Source organism: Bradyrhizobium amphicarpaeae, assembly GCF_002266435.3.
GTDB classification, from domain to species: Bacteria; Pseudomonadota; Alphaproteobacteria; order Rhizobiales; family Xanthobacteraceae; genus Bradyrhizobium; species Bradyrhizobium amphicarpaeae.
This window is the reverse complement of record NZ_CP029426.2, coordinates 2,553,785-2,578,540: the sequence shown is the minus strand read 5'-3', so window position 1 is coordinate 2,578,540 and position 24,756 is coordinate 2,553,785. Positions and strand designations below refer to the sequence as shown.

Below are 24,756 nucleotides of genomic sequence, written 5' to 3'. Positions count from 1 at the left end.
TCGCGTGGCCGACGCGATCGCGCGCAATCAAGGCGCGCGGTCGTTCAATTCGGACAGGGTTGCCCGGCTGCTGCCCACCTCGCCATGTCCTTGACGTGGTCCTCGAAGGTGCCCGGCGGCGTCGACCGTCCCTCTCCTGGCGCCCAGCCCCGTGGAATGAAGCCGTTCAGCGAGGCATCGTGCCGCAGATGCTCGACGAGGCCGGCGGCATCGCGACCGCCATTGCGCTTGGGATCCTTCATCTGCGCGCAGATTTCCTTGCCGCTCTTGCCGAACCAGATGAAGGCGACGGGCGCGAGTTGCCAGTCGATGCCGGCGCGCGGCGGCGACGGCGCAGGCTCGTTCGCCTGGGTCGACGTCATGTGACAGGTCGAGCACGGCACGGCCTCCGTGCCGATGCGGCTCTCCCCGCCGTGGATGTTCATGCCGTGCACGCGCGGCTTGGTCTCGCCGGCCGGGGTCCAGATCGGAATGGCCTTGGCATCGACATGGCAATTGGCACAACGTGGATGCGTGACGACGGCCTCGATCCGCTTCCAGGCTGCAAGCCCGTCGGTGCGATTGACGCTTCCGGGAGGAAGCAGATCCTTCGCCGCCAGCTTGACCTCGTCTTTGGCCGCGACAATGCCCGTGACGGCAGATATAGCGACGCCGGCGAGGACCCATGCAATGAGAGAGATCTTCATGGCCTGCCTCACACGAAATCGATGAACTTGTTGAAGGGCATTTCGCGGATGCGCAGCCCGGTCGCGGCGAAGATCGCGTTGGCGAGAGCGGGCGCCGCCGGCGGAACGGGCGGCTCTCCGACGCCCCTCACCTTGGGATCGTTCTCCAGCCCGCGCACTTCGATCACCGGGCATTGGTACATGCGCATGGCTTCGTGGTGGTTGTAATTGGTCTGCTGCGCCGCGCCCTTCGCGTAAGTCAGTTCGCAGTTGATGGCGTGGCCGAGGCCCCAGACCACCCCGCCCTGCACCTGGTTCTCGAAATTGACGGGATCGATTACCTTGCCGACGTCGACGGCGACCCAGACCTTGTCGACCCGGATGCCGCGGGCGGTCTTGGTGACCTCGACGACTTCGGCTGTCGGTGTGCCGAAGGACTCGACGAAGGCAACGCCTCGGCCTCGGCCGTTGCCGAGCGGTCCCTTCCAGTTCGACATCTCCGCCAGCGTCTCAAGCAACTTGCGATAGTGCGGCACGTTGCACATCGCGATCCGCGCCTTCATCGGATCGAGTCCGGCGGCGTGGATCAACTCGTCGATGAAGCTCTCGGTGAAGAAGCCGGCCGTCGAGGCACCCACGGACCGCCACGTGGTGCTCGGCGACAGCCCCTGCGCCTCGTAAGTCGTGGCCCGGAAATTGGGGATGTCGTAGTAGACGTTCCAGAGGCCGGCCGCCAATTGAGCGTCGGGATCCTTCGAGGGGGCGCCCGAACGTTCGAGCAGCCCCTTGAGCGGCGCCGTCGAGGCCAGTTGCAGATCGGCCGCAACGATCTTGCCCTTGTCGATGCTGCCTCTATGCCGGGCGAGCGCGATCTGCCGCGGAATGTCCTGGAGGAAATCCTCCTCGCGCGAGAACACCAGCTTGATCGGCGTGCCGCGCATCTGGTTTGCGATCTCGGCCAGCACACGTACGTTCTCGTATTCGAGACGGTGGCCAAAACTCCCGCCGGTCCACTGATTTTGGAACGTGACCTGCTCCGGCTTCAGGCCGATCGCGGTCGCCGCGATATGCTGCACGAATTGAGGGCTCTGGTGGCCGACCCAGATCTCCATCCCCCTGTCGGTAACGAGGCCGATGCCGTTGAGGGGTTCGAGCGGCTGATGGGCGACGTAGGGCGCGCGATACTCCGCCTCGATGCGCTTGCCCGTCTTCAGGCCGGCTTCGACATCGCCGATCTTGCGCCATTCCTTGCCCAGGAACTCCGGCTTGAACGAGGATTGCAGCACCTTCCAATGGTCGGCCTGGTCGGCGGGGTACACTGAAGGCGCCCACTCGCACTTGACGGCATCGGCGGCCCTCATCGCGTACCAGCTGTTGGTGGCGATCACCGCAACGCCATTTTTGATTTCGAGGATCTTCCTGACCCCCGGCATCGATTGCGCCTTGCTCGCGTCATAGGATTTCAGCGGCTGCCCCTTGTTGGGGTTCAGCTTGACGGAGGCGTACAGCATGCCCTCCATCTTCATGTCGATGCCGAACTTCAGCTCGCCAAGAACCTTGGCGCGCACGTCAAGGCGCATCATCGGCTTGCCAATCAAGCGCCAGCTGGAGGGATCGCGCGTCTGCGCATCGAGCACCGGAGGAATCCCCGCGGCGTCCGCCGCGAGCTCGACATAGGGAATCGTCTTGCCATCGGGCAGGATCACGTGCCCGGATTGGGTGCGGATGTCGGCCACCGCGACGCCCGACCGCTTGGCAGCGGCCGCCTTCAACGTTTCACGCGCGATGGCGCCGGCCTTGCGCAGCTTCTCATAGGTGTCCGGGATCGTGCTCGAGCCGCCCGTCATCTGAAGGCCGGACTTTCGAAGTCCTTCGAGCGCCGCGGCGCGACCCGCTTCGGCCGCAGGGCTCTGATCTGCGGCGAGGAACGGCGCCTGCTCCTCCTTGAACCCGGTGTTGAAATAGGCGGGACTGGGACCAGCGAAGCGAACTTCGAACTGGCCGGGATCGAGGTCCATCTCCTCGGCTATCATGATCGGCTGCACCGAGCCGACGCCCTGACCGATGTCGGCGTGCTGGGCGATCAGCGTGATCTTCTCCGGGCTGATCTCGACCCAGGGGTTGAACGTCACGGAATTGGGCCCGAGGCCGGCGGTCAAGGGATTGTCGGCGGCGGCCGGTGCGGCGGCTTCGGCAGCGTTGTAGGAACCGAAAGCGATGCCGCCGGCCATCGCGGCAGAGCCGAAGACAAACGCGCGGCGTGAGAGGTCCTGCATATGGCCCATATCACTTCTCCGCCATTTTCTTGGCCGCGGCCGCGTGGATTGCCGCGCGGATGCGCGGATAGGTGCCGCAGCGGCAGAGATTTCCCGACATCACCTGATTGATCTGCTCGTCCGTCGGTTTGGAAATCTTCGTGAGCAGCGAGATCGCCTGCATGATCTGGCCGGTCTGGCAGTAGCCGCATTGCGGGACCTGGTGTTCGATCCAGGCCTGCAACACCGGGTGCTGGTCCTTGTTGCCCAGGCCTTCGAGCGTAACGACCGATTTGCCGGCGACCTCGCCGATATGCGACTGGCAGGACCGCACCGCCTTGCCGTCGATGTGAACGGTGCAGGCGCCGCATTGCGCGACCCCGCAACCGTATTTTGCACTGGTGATGCCGAGCTCGTCGCGCAGCACCCACAACAAGGGCATCTCGGGAACGACGTCGACGCGGTGCCTGGTGCCGTTGACGGTGAGCTCGATCATGTCGGTCCATCCTCCAGAGGTAACGAGTCGCTACGACAGCACAGCGCAACCACGCCGGGCCGTATTTCCGATTCCTGCGGCATCATGCGCAATCCCTGCGCAATGCCACGGCCGGGCCGCCGCACAATTCGCGATACTGTCCGGGCGTGAGGCTTGCGGCCTTGCGGAACACGCGCGTGAAATTCGCCTGCGAGCCGAAACCGAATTCCAGGGCGATGTCGACCAGGGACATGCGGCCCCTTGCGAGTTCGTGGCGCGCTGCCTGGACACGCCGGTCGGTGACATAGCGGTGGGGTGACAGGCCGGTGGCTTCGCGGAACAACCGCGAAAAATGGTAAGGGCTGAGACAGGCCTGCGCGGCGAGAGCCTCGAGCCTGATGTCGCCGCCGAGCGAGCTCTCGATGTAGTCGAGCACGCGCTGGAGGCGCCGCGGATCGAGCGACAGCGACTTGCCGGGCGCCCGCCAGCGGTCGGTCGTGTAGTGCGCCAGAAGATGCGCCGCCAGCGCAACCCGGATGCCCTCCACGAACAACGCGTCCGTCGGCTGTCGCGGTCGATGCAGCAAGTCGCGAAGCGGCGCGCAGATATGGAACAGGACCTGATCGGCAACACCGTGCGCATACGCGATCTCGACCTTCGCCGGATCGATGTCGAAATCGGCGAGAGCACTCTCGTCGAGCAGCGCCGGCGGCAGATAGACATGCAGACATTCCATCCGGTCCGAAAGCTCCAGACCAGTCTCCTGCATGCCGACCGGCACGAGGTAGCTCATGCCGGGCCGCGCGAGACTCTTCTGGACTTCGCCATTGCCTTCGCGGCACACCATCCCGCCGCCCGACAACACCATGACGACCTCGTTGCAAACGGGAACGGGCGTGGCCTGGCGGCCCGCTTCGAACTTGCGATGCTCGATGCTGAGCCCCGGCCAGTCGCGGGCCTCCGCGAGCTTCTCGCTGGTCCGGTATTTCTCATCGCCATGCGTCACGAGCGCCATCACGACCTCCGCTTTGCTTGCGGCAATTTCCGGCCCCCTTGTCGCGAGCGAGCGACCATTCCCATTCGGTGGTGAGCCGCGGCATTGCAGCGCCACCGTGAAACGAATGTCTCACAAGCGGCGTTCCCGAAGTCCAGAGGGCGCGCGGTTAAAAGAGGTAAAACGGCGGCAAGGCAAAGGCTTCGCCGCACGCGTGCGATTTCGAAATCTCCAGCCATTCAAAGCAAGATGCGTGCGTCATCGCGCAGGAATGGGAAATCGCGCAATGCGCGTTTGCGCTAGTGAACGGGATCAGAAGCGCAGGCACGTCCGCAGCCGACGAGAGCGTGGCGCTCGAGCGCCGACAGCACGCCTGACAAGCAAGGAGAGCGACATGACGGACCAGTCAGACAACACCACGCGCATGGGCCGCCGCGCCCTGTTGCAGACGACCGGCGCCGCCGTCGTCATGGGCCTCGCCGGCACCGCGACCGACGCACGGGCCGCGGCACAGAAGGGCGACAACATGTCATCGGCCGAACGCAACGAGGCGCCGCTCGGCGCCCGGCTCCAGGGCGTCCAGCATTTCGGGCTGACCGTCCAGAACATGGAGCGGGCCTATCAGTTCTACACCGAGGTGCTCGGCGGCAGTGAGGTGTTCCGTCATGGCGATTTCCAGGGCGACGGCGTGCAGAACACGCTGCTGGCCGACCAGGAGATTGAGGCCAATGCCCGCGGGGTCAATCCGCGGACCATCGGCGTGCCCGACCTGCGCAGCGGAGCCCAGCGGCTCGACGTCCGTTTCATCCAGTTCGACAACATGGTGCTCGAACTGCTGCAATATCGCGAGGCCGACCAGCCCATGGGCAGCGCCAAGAGCTTTGCCGAACCGGTGGAGCACATGAGCCCGGCGTTTCCGCGCATGATGCACATCTGCTTCCATGTGCGCGACGAGGTCGACTTCAACAAGTTCATCGCCGACCTCGAAGCGGAATCGGCGCGCCGCGGCATGACCCAGGTGCGGGCCAACCGAACCGTTCGCGTCATGACGGAGGCGGACCGCAAGGCCGCGCCCCGCGACACCAACACCAACAAGGTGACCGCGGAGCCTTCCAATGGCTGGGAGCTGATCTATTGCAAGGGGCCGGAGGGCGAGCAGCTCGAATTCGTCAAGGCGCTCGACCCGGTCAAGACGCGCTTCGCCGACGCCCTGGCCAGGCGCCAGCAAAGCATCGTGCGCTGAACCGACACAAGAAGGATCTTGTCATGCACGCTCTCGCCCGCAATGCGCGCGTCGCCCTGCTCTTCGCCGTCGCGTCGACTTTGCCCGCCGCACCCATCATCGCCCAGGAAGCGCCGCGCGTGCGCTACCAGGAGATTCCGGAAGGCGCCTATTCCGTCGTGGCGCAGGTCCGCGCCAAGCCCGGGAAAGAAGACATGCTGCGCGCCGCGACGCTGCCGCTGATCGAGCTGGTGCGCGGCGATCCCAAGAACCTCGTCTATTTCCTTCAGGAAGACCGCGCCAAGCCCGGTCATTTCGTCTTCTACGAGGTCTTCGCCAGCCAGGCCGATTTCGACGCGCATAATGCGACGCCTTATGTGAAGGACTGGTTCGCCAGGCTGCCGGAACTTGCCGACGGCGGTGTCGAAGTCCTGCGTATGGCGGTTCTCGGCAAGCCCAAGCAATAGCGACCCAGTCAAGAAGCGACGCGCGAGTGATTTTGTCGCAGCACCCGAGGAGGGAGCCGCGCGGGGCAATCGTGCGAATTCAGAACCGCTCACTTCAACAAGTTTGCAGCGCATGATAATTGCAAGCCGATCTGTTCGATCGATTGGCAATGGGCAATGCGGACTGCCACGGAGACACGGCAACGGGGCACGCGCCGACAGGAACTCACCTTCTCCTTCGGCCCGTTCCAACTGGTTCCCCGCCGCCAATTGCTTCTCCTCGATGGGCGCGCGGTGAAACTCGGCGGACGCGCGTTCGAGCTGTTGCACCTGCTGATACAGCGTCGCGGCGAGCTGGTCAGCAAGGACGAACTGATGGAGGCGGCCTGGCCGGGCACATTCCTCCACGACAGCAATCTCAAGGTCAACATGTGGAGCTTGCGGCGTTCGCTGGGCGATACCCGGACCGAGCCTGCCTACATCGCGACGGTGGCGCGTCGGGGCTACAGGTTCGTCGCGGACGTGCAGACCAGCATCGGTGAAATCGAGGAGGCGCAGGCGGAACCGATCCCCTCCGCGCCGCCATCCCGGCGCGGCATCGTCGGGCGCGAGGTCGAGATCGCCGATATCGCCCGTCTGCTGGTCGACAACCGCCACCTGACCCTGGCCGGCGCGGGAGGAATCGGCAAGACGACAGTTGCCGTCGCCGTGGCGCAGGTCGTCGCGTCGCAATATCGCGACGGCGTCTGCTTCGTCGATCTCGCCACGATCTCGGACCCGACCCTGTTCGGCGCGGCGATGGTCACGGCGCTGGGCATCAGGGGCAATCCGGACAACGGCCTGACCGCGGTGCTCGACTATTTGCGGCTGCGCCAGATACTCCTTATTTTGGACAATTGCGAGCATGTGCTGCCGGCCGCCGCCATCTTTACCGGGCAATTCCTGGCGGACACTTCGCCTTCGAAGCTGCTCGCGACCAGCCGCGAACCGCTGGGCAATGCGACCGAGCACGTCGTGCGGCTCGGATCGCTCCCCGCGCCGGGCCCGGGCCAGGCGCCGACAACGGAACGGGCGGTCGAGTTTCCGGCAATTCAATTGTTCGTTCGCCGCGCGGCGGAATGGTCGGACTACGAGTTCGTCGATGACGACTACGCGGCCATCGCCTCGATATGCCATTCACTGGACGGCCTCCCGCTGGCAATCGAACTGGCGGCTGCCCAGATCCGAACGTTCGGCCCGCGCGAACTGCTGGATGCGCTCGATCAGAACCTGAGTTTTCGCGCACCAAGGGCGACAAGCGCCTCGCCGCGTCATGAGACCTTGATGGCTACGATCGACTGGAGCTTCAGGCTGCTGCCTTTCAAGGAAGCCAGGCTGTTCGCCCTGCTCTCCGTGTTCAGCGACGCGTTCGAAGCCGAGGACGCGATTTTCGTGGCCGAAGCGGCCGGCCTCGATCTGGTCGACGTCGTGACCGGGCTCGGCAATCTCGTTGCAAAATCCCTTTTGAGCGCGCAGGCCAGCGAGCGTGGTCTGCGTTACCGCCTGCTGGACAGTACGCGGCGTTATGCGACCGACCGGCGGCGCGCCGATCCCACCTGCGCGCAAGCCCTCAACCGCCATGCGCAGCGCATTCTTGCCCTGTTCGAACAGTCCGAGGACGAGTGGAGCTGGCGTGAGCCGGCCGACTGGACCCAACGTTACCTTTGGCGCATCGGCGATCTCCGAGCCGCATTGTCGTGGGCCTTTGGCGAGGACGGCGATCCCGTGCTCGGCATCAGGCTGACGGTTGCGGGGATCACCTTGTGGTCGGAGACGGCCATCCTGTCGGAGGCGCAGGCGCGGCTGTCCTCGGCACTCGCGCTGGCCAAGACCACCGATTGCGACGATCTGCTGCGGGCGAAGCTCGCCTGCGCGCTCGGATGGAGCCTTTTCTACGCGCGCAAACTATCCAACGAAAACGAGATTGCGTGGCTCGATGCGATCGCCTTTGCAAAACGCGCCAAGGACATCGACTATCAGCAACGCGCACTGGTCGGCTTCGCCTTCTACCTGCTGCAGATCGGTCATATCCCGCGCGCCATCCTCTGTCTCGAGGAAGCGACCGGGCTCGCGGACCGCGACCCCAACCTGACATCGACGTCGGAAGCCGATCGGGCACTGGCCTGGGCGCAAGCGTTTGCGGGTGAATTGGGCACGAGCCGTGCGGTTCTCGATCGTCTCGCGGCAACCCATTCGCTGGCCGCGGGCAGGTCTCGCAAGGATGCCAACGAGGTCTACCGGTTCATCACCGTCCGGTTCAACCTGCCCTTCGTTGCGTGGATGCAGGGACAACCCGACACCGCGGCCAGGCTGGCCCGCGATGCCGTCGATGCGGCGGATCGCAGCGGTCAATGGGTATCCCAGTCGAATGCGCTGGGGCTTGCCGCACTCCCAATTGCCCTCGAAACCGGCAATCTGGATGCGCTCGAAAGCTACGCGGAACGGCTGCGTGGAAATCTCGAACGGGAGCGCATCTCCCGCTGGGTTCCGGTGGAGCGCTATTTCTCGGCCTGCCTGAGGGATCTCAGGGGCGATGCGCGCGCGGTCGACGATATCCGGGCCGCGATCGACGAGCTGATCGAATGCCGCTTCCTGATGAGGATAGGCAGCTATCTCGCGGTGTTCGCCCGCGCGCTTCTCAGGCAAGGCCGCATCAATGAAGCGCAGCGCACCATCGCGGAAGCCCTCGATTACCAGGAGCGGCAGGGCGAACGCTGGTGCCGCTCGGAGCTTGTGCGCGTCGATGCATCCGTCCTGTTCCATGCAGGCGAGCCATTGCGTGCCGAAAAGCGGCTGCAGCAGGCGCTTGCCGAGGCGCGCAGCATAGGGGCCAAAACCTTCGAACTGCGGATCGCCGTCGATCTGGCCGCGCATTGGATTGCGACCGGCCGCCGACGAAAGGCCGCGCGCTTGCTCGCCCCCATCCATGGCAATTTTACCGAGGGCTTTGAAGCCTCGGACCTCATTGCCGCCTCGCGCCTTTTGGCCGAACTGCAACTCAATTCTTGACCGCGGCTGTTTCGCCCACAGAATGATCGGACGCTCGCACCCGTAACAGCGTCAGGGCGAGCAGCACAAAGGCCGCGCACGTCCAGAGCGATTGCCAGTTGGACGGCCCTTCGTTGAACCCGACGTAAATCGCCGCAGCCAGGAACACACCGGCAAAGATGGACTCGGCCAGCGGACGGCTGCCCTCGCCGGCCGGGTTGAGCAGCGCGATGGCCGCGAACGGCACTGCCGCCATGGTAAGAGAGGAGAACGGAAAGTCGATGTTGCGTGGATCGAAGACGAGGCCGATGGCTGTGGCCGTGCCGATGACGAGCGTCACGATCAGAACCAGGCCGTGCAGAATTTCCAGTGCCGATCGGACCCGCCCCTGCTTGGGGCCCAGCACATCGAGAAGACCGGGCAACCCGCGACCCGACATCAAGGCGTTTGCGCCAAACAACGGCGACGCCGTTGCCGCCGCCAGAAACGAGCCCCACAGCAGCCAGCCGCCCACGCCGGAGCTTTCATAGAACATCTTCTGCGCGGAAACGCCGAACAGGATTCCGGCCGTGGTTGCCGATACGCCGACCGCGACCCACACCACCGCCCTGGGCTGCGTCGGCGTGCGGCGCGACCTCAGCCACGCTGCGCTGAACACGAGGATGGCCAGCGCCAGCCCGCTGCACATCTGCAGTTTCCAGAGCGGATAATTCCTGACGGGAACGCCGGGCGGATATTTCAGCGTGCGCCACAGGGAATCGAACAGCCCCCAGGATCCGCCGACCGTGCCCTCGAGCTCCTGCTTCCACCCTTCATCATAGGCCTCGAACAGGTTGACGCGGAAATTTTCGCGCCGGGCCAGGTCGAGAACCTCGGAAACCGCCCGGGCCTGGTTGATGCGTGACGGCAGGGCCGACTCCCGCATCCGCCCGGCGCTGGGCCAGCCGAACTCTCCGATCAAGATTTCCTTTCCTGGAAAGGCCGACGCGACCCGCCGCCGAATCTCGCCGGCATGCGCCGCGGCACGTTCTGCCGGAATTGGCACGTTCTCCCAATAGGGCAGGATGTGGATCGTGACGAAGTCGACGGCATCGTCGAGTTCGCGGTTGCCCAGCCAGAACTCCCAGACGTCGGCATAGGTCACGGGGACGCCGGCCTGCGCCTTGACGGTCCGGATCGCGGCAGCGAGTTCGGATGCCGCCATCTCCTTGCGCAGCAAGACCTCGTTGCCGACGACGAGTGCGATGACGGTCCCGGGATAATCCCGGGCAAGGCGAATGCCCGCCGCGATCTGTTCTGAATTCTTGCGTCGGTCCCTGTCGAGAAAAATGCCCTGAATGACTTTCAGGCCCGCCTCGGCCGCAAGCCCGGGGATCTGGTCGAGACCGAGATCGGTCGCATAGGTACGGATGCAATCGGTGACCTTCGCGAGCTGGGCGAGGTCCTCCGCGATCTGCTCCCGCGACACCTGCGTCGCCGGCGACAGCGAGGTTTGGTGACTGCGGAAGGGAGCGTAGGATATGCACTGCACCTTGTCGTTCGGATCGATCGGTGCGCGCGCGAGGTCCGCCGGCAGGCCAAGCCACCACCAGACAGCCGCGATGGCGCCGAGAGATATGACAAGAGATATTAACAGAAGCGTCAGCGGCGCACGGCGCGAAATCAGCGTGGCATCCCCGACGAATGAGCCGGCGGGCGTCGATGAGACGGGTGGCCCGAAGAACAACCGTGTCGCTTGCTGACTATCGATCACGTGATCACACGCCAAATACGTTTGCCGCCGCCGCTCGGATAGGTCGACGCTTCCCGTCTTCAGCTGCCCGGAACCGATCCAAAACATTGCCGAAATCGCGACGCGCTCGTTGATTCAAGTCAATCTCCAGCCTTCAGATCGCGCCATGTGCGCGACAGGACGTGTCGTGAAGCATCCCGCATGGCAGCCCCGCCGCCTGCGCGTCGAGCCGCACTTTACCGCCCCCCGGATTCCTGATCCTCTCTCATCCAACCGGCCGGATCAACCGGCCAAGCCTCGTCAGGGAGAGAGACGCCATGAAGCTCGGCACCGCCATTGCGGAAATCATGCGGCGCGAGGGGATCGAGATCCTCTGCGGCTATCCCGTCAACCATCTGATCGAGCACGCTGCCAAGGCCGATATCCGCCCCGTCATGGTGCGGCAGGAGCGCGTCGGCATCCACATGGCGGATGCGATCTCGCGGGTGACGTCGGGGCGCTCGATCGGCGCATTCTGCATGCAGCATGGGCCCGGCGCGGAGAACGCGATGGGCGGCGTCGCACAGTGCTATGGCGAATCCGTTCCCGTGCTGGTGCTGCCGATGGGCTATCAGCGCCGGCTTGCGCATATCGAGCCGAACTTCAATTCCAGCGAGGCGATGAAGCCGTTTTCGAAATCCTCCGAGCCGATCATCCTGGCGGCCGAAGTCTGCAACATCTTTCGCCGCGCATTTACAAAACTGAAGAACGGCCGCGGCGGGCCCGTGATCGTCGAGATTCCCTCGGACATGTGGAACGAGGAGGTGCCGGAGCCGCTCGACTACACGCCGGTGCTTCGCACCCGCTACGGCGCCGACCCCGTCCATGTGAAGGAGGCAGCCCACCTGCTCGTCAATGCCAAGCGTGCGGTGATCTATGCCGGCCAGGGCGTGCATTACGCGCAGGCCTGGCCGCAATTGAAGCGGCTTGCCGAGCGGCTGGCGATCCCGGTGACCACCAGCCTCGGCGGCAAATCCTCGTTTCCGGAAACGCATCCGCTCTCGCTCGGCTCTGGCGGCCTCGCGGTGCCGCGCGCGGTGCCGAATTTCCTCGGCGAGGCCGATGTCATCTTCGGCATCGGCTGCTCGTTCACGGAAACAAATTTCGGCATCGCGATGCCGAAGGGCAAGACCATCATCCACTCCACGCTGGATCCCAATCATCTCAACAAGGACGTGGAAGCGAAAATCGGCCTGGTCGGCGACGCCGGCCTCGTGCTCGACGCGCTGCTGGAGGAGATCGGCAAGACCGTCACTGCGGACCGCGATGCCTCCGCCGTCGCGGCCGAGATCGCGGCCTCGCACAAGGAATGGCTGGCGAAATGGATGCCGAAGCTCACGAGCAACGACGCGCCGCTCAGCCCCTATCGCGTGCTGTGGGATTTGCAGCACACCGTCGACATCGACAACACCATCATCACGCACGACGCCGGCAGCCCGCGCGACCAGCTCTCGCCGTTCTGGAAATCGACAAAGCCCCTCACCTATCTCGGCTGGGGCAAGACCACGCAACTCGGCTACGGTCTCGGCCTTGCGATGGGCGCGAAGCTCGCAAAGCCCGACAAGCTTTGCATCAACGTCTGGGGCGATGCGGCGATCGGGTTCACCGGCATGGATTTCGAGACCGCGGTGCGCGAGCGCATCCCGATCATGTCCATCCTTTTGAACAATTTCTCGATGGCGATCGAATTGAAGGTGATGCCGGTCTCGACCGAAAAATATCGCTCGACCGACATTTCCGGCGACTATGCCGCAATGGCGCGCGCCTTCGGCGGCCATGGCGAGCGGGTGACGAGGCCGGAGGACATCATCCCCGCGATCAAGCGCGGCATCCAGAAGACGAAAGAGGGCGTGCCGGTGCTGCTGGAGTTCATCACCAGCAAGGAGACGGAGGTGTCGCGGCCGGGCACGTGAGGCAAGCCGGACGCTGGCTCCGGCCGCAGGGAATGTGATAATCCGCCCCGGTGCCGCGCCCGTCGCGGCATCAAGCCGGATTGCAAATGACCGACCCTTCCCATGATGTCGCCGATGAGCTCGCAGCCGAGAATGCGCAGCTGCGCAGTGCGCTCGCGACTGCACGGGATCGCCAAAGCGCCAGCGCCGAGATCCTGCGCACCATCGCGGCCTCGCCCTCCGATGCGCGGCCGGTATTCGAGGCGATTGCGTCGAGTTCCAGGCGCCTGCTCGACGGCTTCTCCGCCACCGTGCTCCAGTTCATCGGGGACGAGTTGCACCTCGTGGCCTACACGCCGACCAGCCCGGAGGCCGACGAAGGGCTGAAGGCGTCGTTTCCGCGCAAGATCGCCGAGTTTCCGACTTTTGCACTGGTGCGTGGCGGCGAGACGATCCAGTTTCCCGACAGCGAAGCCGCTGACGTGCCGCAGCTGAACCGCGATCTGGCCCGGCTGCGCGGCTTCCGCAGCGTGCTGTTCATGCCGCTGATGAACCGGGGCACGCCGGTCGGCATGATCAGCGTCACGCGCACCGTAACGGGCGCGTTCGCGCCCGACCTCGTGCAGTTGCTGCAGACCTTTGCCGACCAGGCCGTGATCGCGATCGAGAATGCGCGGCTGTTCAACGAGACGAAAGAGACGCTGGAACGCCAGACCGCAACCGCTGACATCCTGAAGGTGATGGCGGCTTCGCCGTCCGACGTGCAGCCGGTGTTCGACGCCATCGCCGCCAACGCCAACCGGCTGATCGGCGGCTTCTCCACGGCCGTGCTGCGCTATGTCGACGGTGCCGCGCACCTTGCCGCATTCACACCGACCGATCCGGCCGGTGATCACGTGCTGCAGGCGTCGTTTCCGGTGCCGTTCGTGCAGTTCCCGCCCTATTCGCTCGTGGCCAAGGGCACCGCGGCGCAATTGCCCGATACCGAGTTCGAGCCAGCGGCGCGCGACATCGCCCGCGCCCGCGGCTATCGCAGCATGCTGTTCGTGCCCTTGATGAGCGGGGACGAGGCGATCGGCATCATCATCGTCACGCGCCGGGCGACCGGCGCGTTTGCCGAGCATCATGTGCGGCTGCTGCAGACCTTTGCCGACCAGGCGGTGATCGCGATCAAGAATGTCAGCCTGTTCAATGCGACGCGGGAGGCGCTGGAGCGTCAGACCGCGACGGCCGACATCCTCAAGGTGATCGCGGCGTCGCCTGCCGACGTCACGCCGGTGTTCCAGGCCATCTCCGATAGCGCCAAGACGCTGATCGGCGGACATTCGTCCACCGTCACCCGCGTCATCGACGGCATGCTGCATCTGGCCGCCTTCACGACCGACAATGAAGCCGGCAATGCCGACCTGCTCGGCTCGTTCCCGGCAGCGCTTTCGTCGCCGGGCATCCACAGCCGGGTGGCGACGAGCGGAGAATATGCCTTCCGCAACGACATGCAGAACGAGCCCGATCTCACCGAGGCCATGAAGAAGCTGGCGCGGACGCGCGGCTATCGCAGCATCCTCGTGGTGCCGATGCTGCGCGACGGCGTCGCGATCGGCACCATTGCGGTGACGCGGCCGCAAGCCGGCTATTTCCCGGACAAGGCCATCAGCCTGCTCAAGACCTTCGCCGACCAGGCCGTGATCGCGATCGAGAACACGCGGCTGTTCAATGAAGTGCAGGACCGCACGCGGGAGCTAGCAAAGTCGCTCGACGATCTGCGCGCGGCGCAGGATCGGCTCGTCCAGACCGAGAAGCTGGCATCGCTCGGCCAGCTCACCGCCGGCATTGCGCATGAGATCAAGAACCCGCTCAACTTCGTCAACAATTTTGCCTCGCTCTCCGCCGAATTGACCGACGAGCTGAACGAGGTGCTCGCGCCCGTGACGCTCGCGGACGACGTTCGCAGCGAAGTCGACGAGCTCACGGGACTGCTGAAGGACAATCTCGGCAAGATCGTGCAGCACGGACGGCGCGCCGATTCCATCGTCAAGAACATGCTGCTGCATTCGCGCGAGGGCGGCGGCGAGCATCGGTCGAGCGACGTCAACGCGCTGGTGGAAGAGAGCCTCAATCTCGCCTATCACGGCGCCCGCGCCGAGCAGCCGCAGTTCGACGTGACGCTGAAACGCGAGCTCGATAAGGCCGCAGGCGCGGCCGAATTGTTCCCGCAGGAGATCACGCGGGTGCTGCTCAACCTGATTTCGAACGGCTTCCACGCGGTCGCCAGCCGCAAGGCGGAGACCGAGACGGCCGGTTACGAGCCGGTCGTGACCGCCGCGACCCGCGACCGCGGCGACCACGTCGAGATCCGCATCCGCGACAACGGCACCGGCATCCCGGACGAGGTGAAGGAGAAAATGTTCAATCCGTTCTTCACCACCAAGCCGGCCGGTGAAGGCACCGGCCTCGGCCTGTCGATGAGCCACGACATCGTGGTGAAGCAGCATGGCGGCACGATCGACGTCGCGACCAAGCCTGGCGAGTTCACCGAATTCACGATCCTGCTGCCCCGCAAGAGCAGCTTCCCGAACGGCGCGGGCTGAGCCCTACTCCGCCATCTCGACGGGCTGCTTCGCCGAGGGACCGGCCAGCGGCCGCTCCTCCATCGAGATCAGGCACAGCGCCGCCGTGGTCATCAGCGCGGTAGCGGCGCCGAACACGTAGCGGAACGCGTGCCGCATGTCGTCGGCGGGGATCGCGACGCTGCCTGCAGCGTGATGCTCACCGAGGGGAATGTCGGCACCGAGCGCGATCAGCAGGATGGCCGCGAACGCCGCAACCGTAAAGGACGACATCAGCGAGCGGAAGAAATTCAAGGCGCCGGTGATGGTGCCGACCTGCGGCCGCGCGACCGAATTCTGCACCGAGACCACGCAGACCGGGAAGGTCGTGCCGAGGCCGAGCGCAAACGCCGCCATCAGCGTCAGCAGGCCCCATAGCGGCAGCGTCGCCAGCGTGAGGCCGAGGCCGCACAGCGCAGCCCAGGACGTGCCGACGATGGCGACGCGCTTGTAGTGTTTGGCCCGCGCCATGGTGCGGCCGGCGACGGCGGCGCCGATGGTCGAAACGGCAGCCAGCGGAATCAGCGCAAGACCCGCCTCGCTCGCGCTGAGATGATAGACGGATTCGTAGTAGAGCGGGAGCTGGACCGTGAGCCCCGTGATCGCACCGAGCGCACAACCGCCGGCCATCAGCCCGAACGGCACGACGCTTCCGCCGAGCAACGGCAGCGGCAGGAACGGCTCGTCCGCGCGACGCGCGTGCCAGACGAAGCTGACGGCAAGCGCGACCGCGCCACCCACCATCGCCAGCACGGTCGGCGACAGCCAGGGATAGCGCGTGCCGCCCCAGGTCAGCACCAGCATGAACACGACGGCGGAGGCCATCAGCAGCACGCCGCCGAGCCAGTCGACCTTGCGCTTGCGGTGGAACACCGGGATCTTCTTCATCTTCGGCAGCAGCAGCGCGAGCGCCGCGGCCGTCAGCGGCAGATTGATCCAGAAGATCATCGACCAGTGCAGATGCTCGGCGAAAACGCCGCCGATGACCGGACCGAGGATGCCGCCGACCATCCAGACGCTGGAGAAATAGGCCTGATATTGCCCGCGTTCACGGGGTGAGACGACGTCGGAGATCACGGTCTGCACCACGGGCATGATGCCGCCGCCGCCGAGCCCCTGAAGGCCGCGCGCCAGGATCAGCATCGGCATGCTCGGTGCGATCGCGCACAGCACCGAGCCCGCCACGAACAGGCTGAGCGAGATGATGATCATCGCGCGGCGGCCATAGATGTCGCTGAGCGTGCCGAACACCGGCGCGACCGCGGTCGAGGCGAGCAGATAGGCGGTGATGACCCAGGACAGGTTGGAGACGTCCTGGAACTGGCGCCCGATGGTCGGCAGCGCGGTCGCCACGATGGTCTGGTCGAGCGCGGCCAGGAACATCGTCAGCATCAGGCTGATGACGATGGTGCGGACCTCGTCCTGTGACAACGGCACCGGCGGCGCGATGGAGGGCGCATCATCGACGCTGATGACTTCGCTCGGAAGCCGGGACAGCTCCTCGGCGAGGTCGTCGGGCAAAGTCTGGATGTCGGCAGAACTGCTCCGCCGGTCGAACTTGTTCATCTCGCTCGGATGCCGTGTGGCGGCGCAACGCCGCAAAGGATTCGTTCTATGCAGCCCAATGTAGACAGCAAAGTTTACCCCAGGCAGGCGTCGCGGCGCATGGGTGCATCCCGCCCCCGGGCCATCCCGAAGACGTGATCCAGAGTCCGCGGCGGCTCAGTCCTTCGGGCGTCGCTTCAGGCGGGCCCGCTTCGGCAGCAGGGCCGGCCATTGCACGATGTGGTCCTCGAGCTCCTCGTCCGGGATCTGCTCCTCGCTGCCCTCGACCCGGCCGCGGACGGAGACGCCGGCGTCATGCACGGTGTTGGGATCACCGGAGACCAGCGGATGCCACCAATAGAGATCGCGCCCTTCGGCGACGAGCTTGTAGCCGCAGCTCGGCGGCAGCCAGTTCAGGGTGCGAACATTGCCCGGGGTCAGGCGGACGCAGTCCGGGACCTTGTCGGAGCGATTCGGATAGTCCTTGCAGGCGCAGCTGGCGCCATCGAGCAGCTTGCAGCCGACATGGGTGAAATAGATCTGCCCGGTGTCCTCGTCCTCGAGCTTGTTCAGGCAGCAGCGCCCGCAGCCGTCGCACAGGCTTTCCCATTCGCCCGCCGACATCTCTTCCAACGTCTTGGTTTTCCAGAAGAATCCTTCCTGGCCTGAAGGTCGTTTGGGAACTGCGGTCATGCGCCTCAACACAGATTCGAAAGAGCTACGGCTCAAGCCATCTAGGGCGTGCGGCCGGGGTGGTGCAAGCAAGGCGCCTTCGAGGCCCGTAATGACCCGGGGGTCAATTCAGCCTGTTGTTCAAAATCGCCAGCGTGACCATTGGTTTATGGGCCCCGCTCGGCTAGAAGGAACAGCAAGTCCCTCGGATGCTGGCCGGGCGCCTTGGGTTTGCCGCAACATTCCCTCAAGACGTCTCGATGCCGCCCCCGGCCGGGTGCTTGAACGCTTTTGAAGCGAGCCTCAAGGGTTCTAGGTGCGCCAGATCATACCATCGCATTGGAAGCAGAAGGTCCGGAATTTCTTCCTGGACCTCGATGCGCGCATCGACTCCTCGCTGTTCTCCTCGGCCAAGGGCATCCGCGAGCTCTACGAGCGCTACTCGACCTTCATGGACCGCTTCTATGTCGGGCGCTGGAAGCGCTGGGTGTTCATCGAGCCGTTGTCGGAGGCCGCGACGCTCGGGCTCGGCGGCCTGGTCGTGATGCTCACCCTCGCCATCCCCGCCTTCCGCGAAACGGCGGACGAGGACTGGCTGAAGAAGTCCGACCTCGCGGTGACCTTCCTCGACCGCTACGGCACCCCGATCGGCAGCCGCGGCATCAAGCACAACGACTCGATCCCGCTGGAAGATTTTCCGGACGTGCTGATCAAGGCGACGCTGGCGACGGAGGACCGCCGCTTCTACGAGCATTTCGGCATCGACATCGCCGGCACCGCGCGCGCGCTCGTCACCAACGCCCAGGCCGGCGGCGTCCGCCAGGGCGGCTCCTCGATTACCCAGCAGCTCGCGAAAAACCTGTTCCTGAGCAACGAGCGCACCATCGAGCGCAAGGTCAACGAGGCCTTCCTCGCGGTCTGGCTGGAATGGCGCCTGACAAAGAACGAGATCCTCAAGCTGTATCTGGACCGCGCCTATATGGGCGGCGGCACTTTCGGCGTCGATGGCGCCGCGCATTTCTACTTCAACAAATCCGCGCGCGACGTGACGCTTGCCGAGGCCGCGATGCTGGCCGGCCTGTTCAAGGCGCCGACCAAATACGCCCCCCACATCAACCTGCCCGCCGCCCGCGCCCGCGCCAACGTCGTGCTCGACAACCTCGTCGATGCCGGCTTCATGACCGAGGGCCAGGTGTTCGGCGCCCGCCGCAACCCGGCCTTCGCCGTCGACCGCCGCGACGAAGCCTCGCCGAACTACTATCTCGACTACGCCTTCGACGAGATGCGCAAGCTGGTCGACACCTTCCCGAAGTCCTACACCGAGCGCGTCTTCGTGGTGCGCCTCGCGATCGACACCAACGTGCAGAAGGCGGCGGAAGACGCGATCGAGAACCAGCTGCGCCAGTTCGGCCGCGACTATCACGCGACGCAGGCCGCGACCGTGGTGTCCGACCTCGACGGCGGCATCCGCGCCATGGTCGGCGGCCGCGACTACGGCGCCAGCCAGTTCAACCGCGCCGTCGACGCCTATCGCCAGCCGGGCTCCTCGTTCAAGCCCTACGTCTACACCACCGCGCTGCTGAACGGTTTCACGCCGAACTCGATCGTGGTCGACGGCCCCGTTTGCATCGGCAATTGGTGCCCGCAGAACTATGGCCATTCCTATTCCGGATCGGTGACGCTGACGCAGGCGATCACGCGCTCGATCAACGTCGTGCCGGTGAAGCTGTCGATCGCGATCGGCCAGAGGAACGAGCCCAAGGCGCAGAACCCGGCCAAGGTCGGCCGCGCCAAGATCGTCGAGGTCGCGCGCCGCTTCGGCCTGAAAGCGCCGCTGCCCGACACGCCGTCGATGCCGATCGGCTCGGACGAGGTCACCGTGCTCGAGCACGCGGTCGCCTACGCGACCTTCCCCAACCGCGGCAAGGCGGTGACGCCGCATTCGGTGCTCGAAGTGCGCACCGGCGCCGGCGACCTGGTCTGGCGCTGGGACCGCGACGGGCCGAAGCCTCGGCAGGCGATACCCGCCTCCGTCGCCGCCGACATGGCGGGCATGATGAGCCACGTCGTCAGCGAAGGCACCGCGCGCCGTGCCGCGCTCGACGGCATTCCGACCGCGGGCAAGACCGGCACGACCAATGCGTATCGCGACGCCTGGTTCGTCGGCTACACCGGCAATTTCACCTGCGCGGTCTGGTACGGCAACGACGACTACTCGCCGACCAACCGCATGACCGGCGGCTCGCTGCCGGCGCAGACCTGGCACGACATCATGGTCGCGGCCCATCAGGGCATCGAGGTCCGGGAGATTCCCGGCATCGGCATGGGCCAGAAGCTGCCGCCACAGCATATCAGCAACGCGCAGGCCAACGCGGCGCCGAAGGTGCTGGAGACCAAGCCGGGTCCGCCGCCGGTGTTGACCAAGCGCGGCGCCGACATCCTGGTGCGCGTCGAAAAGCTGCTGGATGACGCGGGCAGGACCGCCAAGAAATCGGCGGATGCCGACACCAAGCCGGCGAGGCCGTCCTCGACGACGAGCGCCCTCGCCTTCCCGCAGAATTATGCGGAAGAAAATGCCAACACCTCTGCCCCGCGCAAGAACTGATCGAAACAAGTGCGGCTGATCCTGATCACATTGACGGCCCTTCTGCTCGCGACGGTGGTCGGCCTGGGTGCGACCTGGATGACGACGACGCGCGGCACCGAGATCGGCGCGCTGACCATCGGTCCCTGGACGGCGCGGCCGCGCACCGGCACCGCCGACGTCGATCCCTATTCGCGCGCCACCATCGTGCGCAATGGCGAGCTGCCGATCGGTACCGGCGACGGCGTCGCCTTCACCGCCACCACCGACGACAAGAAGAAGGCGCTCGACGGCCGCTGTGACGTGATCGTCTCCGGCGTGACGCCGCCGGCGCGGTTCTGGACGCTGACGTTGTACGATCGCAAGGGCCATCTCGTCGCCAATTCGCTCCAGCGCTACGGCTTCACCAGCCAAGAGATCGTGCGGCAATCCGACGGCTCGTTCGAGATCCGCATCGCCTCGCGCTCGCGCGCCGGCAACTGGCTGCCGACCGGCGGCATCGAGCGCTACGCGCTGATGCTGCGCCTCTACGACACCCCGGTCGGCGTTGCCACGCGTACCCAGCGTGACGCGCCGATGCCCACCATCAGCACGGTGGGCTGCTCATGATCCGCCTGTTGTTCACCATCGTTGCCGGCGTGGTGCTGGGCCTCGTGGTCCACCTCGTCAGCGTGCTGGCGCTGCCGCGGATCGCGACGCAGGACGCCTATTCGCGGCTGACGCCGATGACCAAGCTCAACGGCGTCAGCCAGCTTCCCCTCGCCGATCCGCAGACGTCGCCGATGCCGTTCATGGACCCGGCCTTTGCGCTGGCGATCTGCCGCTACGACCTCACGAGCGGGCCGATCAAGCTGACGGTGCCGGTGAGCCAGGCCTACACTTCGGTGTCGTTCTACACCCGCAACGAGATCGCCTATTACGCCATCAACGACCGCTCGGCGGGTCGCAAGGTGATCGAGCTCGACCTGATGACTGAGGCGCAGCACAGCGAGCTGCCGGAGGATGAAGAGATCACCGCGGCCGACCGCCTGATCATCGATTCCCCCAGCACCACCGGCCTGATCGTGATGAAGGCGCTTGCCCCCGAGCCCGGCCTGATGCCGCAGGCGCAGGCCACGCTTCAGGCCGCGAGCTGCGGCCCGCAGACGGAGCCGCCCGCCAAGGCCGAGGCCCCGCGCGGCCGGCGCTGAAGCGAGGCCGGTTCAGGCAGCCGACACCACAAAAGTGCGAAAACAACCCCATGCACAGTAGCGAGGGCGTTGATATCGTTGGCCTTGTGTCGTGCGCTTTTAACGGGTTCGGGACCAATCCTATGGCTGCGTGACCATCGATCCAGTTTGGTATCGCCTTGTGACCAGCCTGACGCTAAGACTAGCTTGGTACGGACATGAGGCAGAGCTGACGAAACATGCTCAAGAGGACTTCCTCTTCGGAAGGCACGCGTGATCGGATCCTGCATGCTGCCATCGCCGAGTTCTCGCAACGCGGATATAGCGGAGCGAGAATCCAGGCCATTTGCCGGAAATCGCGCGCCAATCCCCGGATGATCTACCACTATTTCGGCGGCAAGGATCAGCTTTATGTTGCCGTCCTCGAGCACGTTCTCGGTCAACTGCGCGCTGAAGAGCTGAAGCTGGACTTCGAGCACGTCGGCCCAGTCGAAGGGATGATGCAGCTGTTCGACTTCACCTACGACCATTTCGGCCAGCACCCTGAATTGATCCACATTCTCAGCGGCGAGAATTTGTTGCGCGCCCGATTCCTGAAGAAGAGCTCTCGGACGCCGGTCGTCGCTTCCCCGCTCATCGCGATGATCGCCGAGCTTCTTGCCCGAGGCGAAAAGGCAAAGCTTTTCCGTCGGGGGATCGATCCGCTCCAATTGTATGTGGCGATGGTAGGCTTTGCCTATTTCCATCGTTCCAACGCGCACACCCTGTCGGTGATATTCCAATCAGACGTTCTCGGGGATGACTGGCAGGCCGAGCACAAACGCTACGCCAAGGAAATGATGCTGGGCTTCCTCGGGCCGGCACCTCACAAAACTTAGCCAACCCTGCCCGACTTTTCAGCAGGCCAGTCCTCCCGCCACCCGCCGCAGGACGGCCGCATTGCTGCAAGCGATGCGATTTCCGGTGGTCAATAAAACACTTAGCCTGCGCTCCCATCGGGACGCCGCTTGCCGGGACGTGCTGGCACACCACTTGCTTAGTAAATAAACGTTTACTTACGCTCGTTTCATAGCAAAAGGAGCTAGCCTTGAGAAAGCCCACGCTGTTTATCGCGCTTGCATTCGCCGCCGCGCTCGCCTCGCCAGTTCTGGCTGAAGACAAGGTCGGGTTCATCTATGTCGGCCCGGCCGCCGATGCCGGCTACAATCAGTCGATGGATGACGGGCGCAAATTCGTCGAGAAGGCCCTGCCCGGCACCACCACCACCTCGTTCGAGCTGATACCGGAAACCGCCGAAGTCGAGCGCGTGATGGAACGGCTGATCTCCAGCGGCCACAAGATCATCTTCGCCACCTCCTACGGCTATCTCGACTACGCCATCAAGGTCGGTGAGAAACACCCCGACGTGACCATCCTGCATGCTGGCGGCCTGAAGACCTCCAAGAACGTCGGCACGTACTGGGCCGACAGCGATGCGGGCATGTATCTCGCCGGCGTCGCAGCCGGCCATCTCAGCAAGACCGGCAAGCTCGGCTTTCAGGGCGGCTTCCAGATTCCGCAGCTGATGCGCTCGGTCAACGCATTCACGCTCGGTGCCCAGTCGGTCAATCCCAAGGCCGTGACGACGGTGGTGTGGAACGGCGGCTGGTGGGAGCCTCAGAAGGAAACGGAGGCGACCAACGCCTTTGCGGATGCCGGCATCGACGTCGTCGCCGAACAGGTCGACAGCCCGATCACCATCGCCCAGGTCGCCGAGAAGCGAGGCATCCTGATGATCGGAAAGGACCTCGACATTCACGACCGTGCGCCAAAGTCGTGGCTCACCGGCGTCTCCTGGAATTGGGGGCCGATGATGGTCGAGCAGATCAAGCAGATCAAGGCCGGCACCTGGAAGGCCTCGCACGTACGTGGCGATCTCGCCAGCGGGAATGTTGTGCTCGACCCGTTCGGCGCCATGGTGCCCGCTGCCGTCCAGGAAAGCATCCTGAAGCTGAAGGACGACATCAACGCCGGCAAGAAATCGATCTGGGTAGGCCCGATCGCCAAGCAGGATGGCACGGTTGTTGTAGCGGCCGACCAAAAGCTCACGATGGAGCAGGTCGAGACCATGGACTATCTGGTCAAGGGAATCACCGGCGCCACGAAATAACGTTTGCCGCAGGAGGCATCTCATGAACGTCAGCGCAAAACCCACCGTTCCCGTAGTCATGGGACCCAGCCGCGGTCAGGCCTGGATCGTCACGCCTGACGCTGTCGACATGACGCGTCCGGCACCACCGGTTCGGCCGTTGGCCATCGCGGCCGAACCGCAGAACATCACCGTCGATTCCGCCAAATCCGCGCTGTTGATCGTCGACATGCAGAACGATTTCTGCACCAAAGGCGGCTGGCTCGACTCCCGCGGCATCGACGTCTCGCCGAACCGCAAGCCGATCAAGCCACTGGCCGCCCTGATCGAGGCCTTCCGGGCGCAGGATATTCCCGTGGTCTGGGTCAACTGGGGTGTGCGCAAGGACCTGCTCAACATCTTCCCGTCGCTGCAGCACGCTCACAGTCCGCGCGGCGATGAGCCAGGGATTGCGCAGCCCGTCCCGGGGACCCGTTCGGAGGTGATCGCAGCCGGAAGCTGGGGAGCCGAAGTCGTCGACGAGATCAATCCCGGAAGCCGCGATGTCCAGATCGCCAAGCATCGTTTCAGCGCGTTCTGGGACACGGAGACCGACGCTGTGCTGCGCAACATGGGAATCAAGACGTTGTTCATCGGAGGGGTGAACATGGACCAGTGCGTGATGACCACGCTCGAGGATGCGAGCTTCCTCGGCTACGACACCATCCTGATCGAGGACGGCACCGCGACGACGTCCCCGGACTATTGCGTTCAGGCCGTGCTCTACAACGTCAAGCTCCTGTTCGGCTTCGTCACGCAGTCGGCCGCAATTCTGAAGGCGCTGGGAACACGATGACCGCTACCGAGTCCGCCGACCAGCGCCTCGCCTCGCTCGGCATCGAGCTGCCGCAGGTGCCGCAGCCGATCGCGAATTTCATTCCCTTCCGCCGCCATGGCGACTTCGTCTATCTCGCCGGGCAGGTCTGCGAGTGGAACGGAGACGTGCGATTCGTCGGCAAAGTCGGCGAGGCGTTCGATCTGGCGCAGGCGCAAGCCGCAGCACGCGTCTGCGGCCTCAACCTGATCGCGGCGCTCAAGCTTGCCTGCGGTGGCTCGCTCGACGGCGTCTCCTGCTGCCTGCGGCTCGGCGGGTTCGTCAACTGCACGCCGAACTACCCGAACATTCCGCAGGTGATCAACGGAGCATCCGATCTGATGCACGAACTGTTCGGTCCGCGCGGCCATCACGCGCGCACCGCTGTCGGCGTTGCCAACCTTCCACGCGGCGCGGCAGTCGAGGTCGACGCCATCTTCGCACTCGGGTGA

General features: G+C 64.9%; 19 protein-coding genes. 12 read left to right on the top strand and 7 right to left on the bottom strand.

Features of this window, described 5'->3' with window-relative positions; all coding sequences use genetic code 11:
- Positions 1–44: 44 nt before the first annotated feature.
- The 4 genes from CIT40_RS11850 to CIT40_RS11835 form a co-directional block, all read right to left on the bottom strand.
- The gene (locus CIT40_RS11850) at positions 45–686 is read right to left on the bottom strand and encodes a hypothetical protein (RefSeq protein ID WP_094896118.1); all 642 of its coding nucleotides are present in this window, start codon (positions 684–686) and stop codon (positions 45–47) included.
- 8 nt (positions 687–694) lie between these two features.
- The gene (locus CIT40_RS11845) at positions 695–2,950 is read right to left on the bottom strand and encodes a xanthine dehydrogenase family protein molybdopterin-binding subunit (protein WP_094896117.1); all 2,256 of its coding nucleotides are present in this window, start codon (positions 2,948–2,950) and stop codon (positions 695–697) included.
- 1 nt (position 2,951) lies between these two features.
- Entirely contained in the window at positions 2,952–3,416 is a 465-nt protein-coding gene (locus CIT40_RS11840; protein ID WP_109862222.1) for a (2Fe-2S)-binding protein, read from the bottom strand.
- Positions 3,417–3,498: 82 nt separating this feature from the next.
- A complete protein-coding gene (locus CIT40_RS11835) occupies positions 3,499–4,410 on the bottom strand; it encodes a helix-turn-helix domain-containing protein (RefSeq protein WP_094896116.1) in 912 nt (303 codons plus the stop codon).
- A 373-nt stretch (positions 4,411–4,783) separates the two neighbouring features.
- Between CIT40_RS11835 and CIT40_RS11830 the strand changes: the two genes are divergently transcribed.
- The 3 genes from CIT40_RS11830 to CIT40_RS11820 all read left to right on the top strand — a co-directional run bounded on the left by CIT40_RS11830 (position 4,784) and on the right by CIT40_RS11820 (position 9,105).
- A complete protein-coding gene (locus CIT40_RS11830) occupies positions 4,784–5,632 on the top strand; it encodes a VOC family protein (protein ID WP_094896115.1) in 849 nt (282 codons plus the stop codon).
- A gap of 23 nt (positions 5,633–5,655) precedes the next feature.
- Positions 5,656–6,078, top strand: coding sequence for a putative quinol monooxygenase (locus CIT40_RS11825; protein WP_094896114.1), 423 nt, complete (start codon positions 5,656–5,658; stop codon positions 6,076–6,078).
- 156 nt (positions 6,079–6,234) lie between these two features.
- Positions 6,235–9,105 carry an ATP-binding protein gene (locus CIT40_RS11820; protein ID WP_094896113.1) on the top strand — a complete coding sequence of 957 codons (2,871 nt, stop codon included), beginning with the start codon at positions 6,235–6,237 and terminating at the stop codon, positions 9,103–9,105.
- Here the strand turns inward: CIT40_RS11820 and CIT40_RS11815 are convergent.
- The gene (locus CIT40_RS11815; protein ID WP_244611953.1) at positions 9,095–10,924 is read right to left on the bottom strand and encodes a glycoside hydrolase family 17 protein; all 1,830 of its coding nucleotides are present in this window, start codon (positions 10,922–10,924) and stop codon (positions 9,095–9,097) included. The two genes, CIT40_RS11820 and CIT40_RS11815, sit on opposite strands and share 11 nt — an antisense overlap.
- Before the next feature lie 209 nt (positions 10,925–11,133).
- On the opposite strand from CIT40_RS11815, the gene CIT40_RS11810 reads away from it, so the two are divergent.
- Both CIT40_RS11810 and CIT40_RS11805 read left to right on the top strand, forming a co-directional pair.
- Positions 11,134–12,768 carry a thiamine pyrophosphate-requiring protein gene (locus CIT40_RS11810; RefSeq protein ID WP_094896112.1) on the top strand — a complete coding sequence of 545 codons (1,635 nt, stop codon included), beginning with the start codon at positions 11,134–11,136 and terminating at the stop codon, positions 12,766–12,768.
- An 86-nt stretch (positions 12,769–12,854) separates the two neighbouring features.
- Positions 12,855–15,335, top strand: coding sequence for a GAF domain-containing sensor histidine kinase (locus tag CIT40_RS11805; RefSeq protein ID WP_162307456.1), 2,481 nt, complete (start codon positions 12,855–12,857; stop codon positions 15,333–15,335).
- Between the two features lie 3 nt (positions 15,336–15,338).
- On the opposite strand, the gene CIT40_RS11800 is transcribed toward CIT40_RS11805, so the two are convergent.
- Together CIT40_RS11800 and CIT40_RS11795 are read right to left on the bottom strand one after the other, a co-directional pair.
- Positions 15,339–16,919, bottom strand: coding sequence for an MDR family MFS transporter (locus tag CIT40_RS11800; RefSeq protein WP_094896110.1), 1,581 nt, complete (start codon positions 16,917–16,919; stop codon positions 15,339–15,341).
- A gap of 156 nt (positions 16,920–17,075) precedes the next feature.
- Positions 17,076–17,591, bottom strand: coding sequence for a YcgN family cysteine cluster protein (locus CIT40_RS11795; RefSeq protein ID WP_094896109.1), 516 nt, complete (start codon positions 17,589–17,591; stop codon positions 17,076–17,078).
- A gap of 295 nt (positions 17,592–17,886) precedes the next feature.
- On the opposite strand from CIT40_RS11795, the gene CIT40_RS11790 reads away from it, so the two are divergent.
- From CIT40_RS11790 to CIT40_RS11760, 7 genes are all read left to right on the top strand, one after another.
- Positions 17,887–20,175 (top strand): transglycosylase domain-containing protein, encoded by a 2,289-nt coding sequence (locus tag CIT40_RS11790; protein ID WP_094896108.1) that lies wholly within the window; start codon positions 17,887–17,889, stop codon positions 20,173–20,175.
- A gap of 9 nt (positions 20,176–20,184) precedes the next feature.
- A complete protein-coding gene (locus CIT40_RS11785; RefSeq protein ID WP_094896107.1) occupies positions 20,185–20,763 on the top strand; it encodes a DUF1214 domain-containing protein in 579 nt (192 codons plus the stop codon).
- On the top strand, positions 20,760–21,344 hold the full coding sequence (locus CIT40_RS11780; protein ID WP_094896106.1) for a DUF1254 domain-containing protein: 585 nt from the start codon (positions 20,760–20,762) through the stop codon (positions 21,342–21,344). Before CIT40_RS11785 ends, CIT40_RS11780 begins: the two co-directional genes overlap by 4 nt.
- A 218-nt stretch (positions 21,345–21,562) precedes the next feature.
- The gene (locus CIT40_RS11775) at positions 21,563–22,201 is read left to right on the top strand and encodes a TetR/AcrR family transcriptional regulator (protein WP_094896105.1); all 639 of its coding nucleotides are present in this window, start codon (positions 21,563–21,565) and stop codon (positions 22,199–22,201) included.
- 209 nt (positions 22,202–22,410) lie between these two features.
- The gene (locus CIT40_RS11770; protein WP_094896104.1) at positions 22,411–23,472 is read left to right on the top strand and encodes a BMP family ABC transporter substrate-binding protein; all 1,062 of its coding nucleotides are present in this window, start codon (positions 22,411–22,413) and stop codon (positions 23,470–23,472) included.
- 22 nt (positions 23,473–23,494) lie between these two features.
- On the top strand, positions 23,495–24,286 hold the full coding sequence (locus tag CIT40_RS11765) for a cysteine hydrolase family protein (protein WP_094896103.1): 792 nt from the start codon (positions 23,495–23,497) through the stop codon (positions 24,284–24,286).
- Positions 24,283–24,756: a RidA family protein gene (locus CIT40_RS11760; protein ID WP_094896102.1), complete on the top strand. Its 474-nt coding sequence runs from the start codon at positions 24,283–24,285 to the stop codon at positions 24,754–24,756. The genes CIT40_RS11765 and CIT40_RS11760 overlap by 4 nt, the downstream gene beginning before the upstream one ends.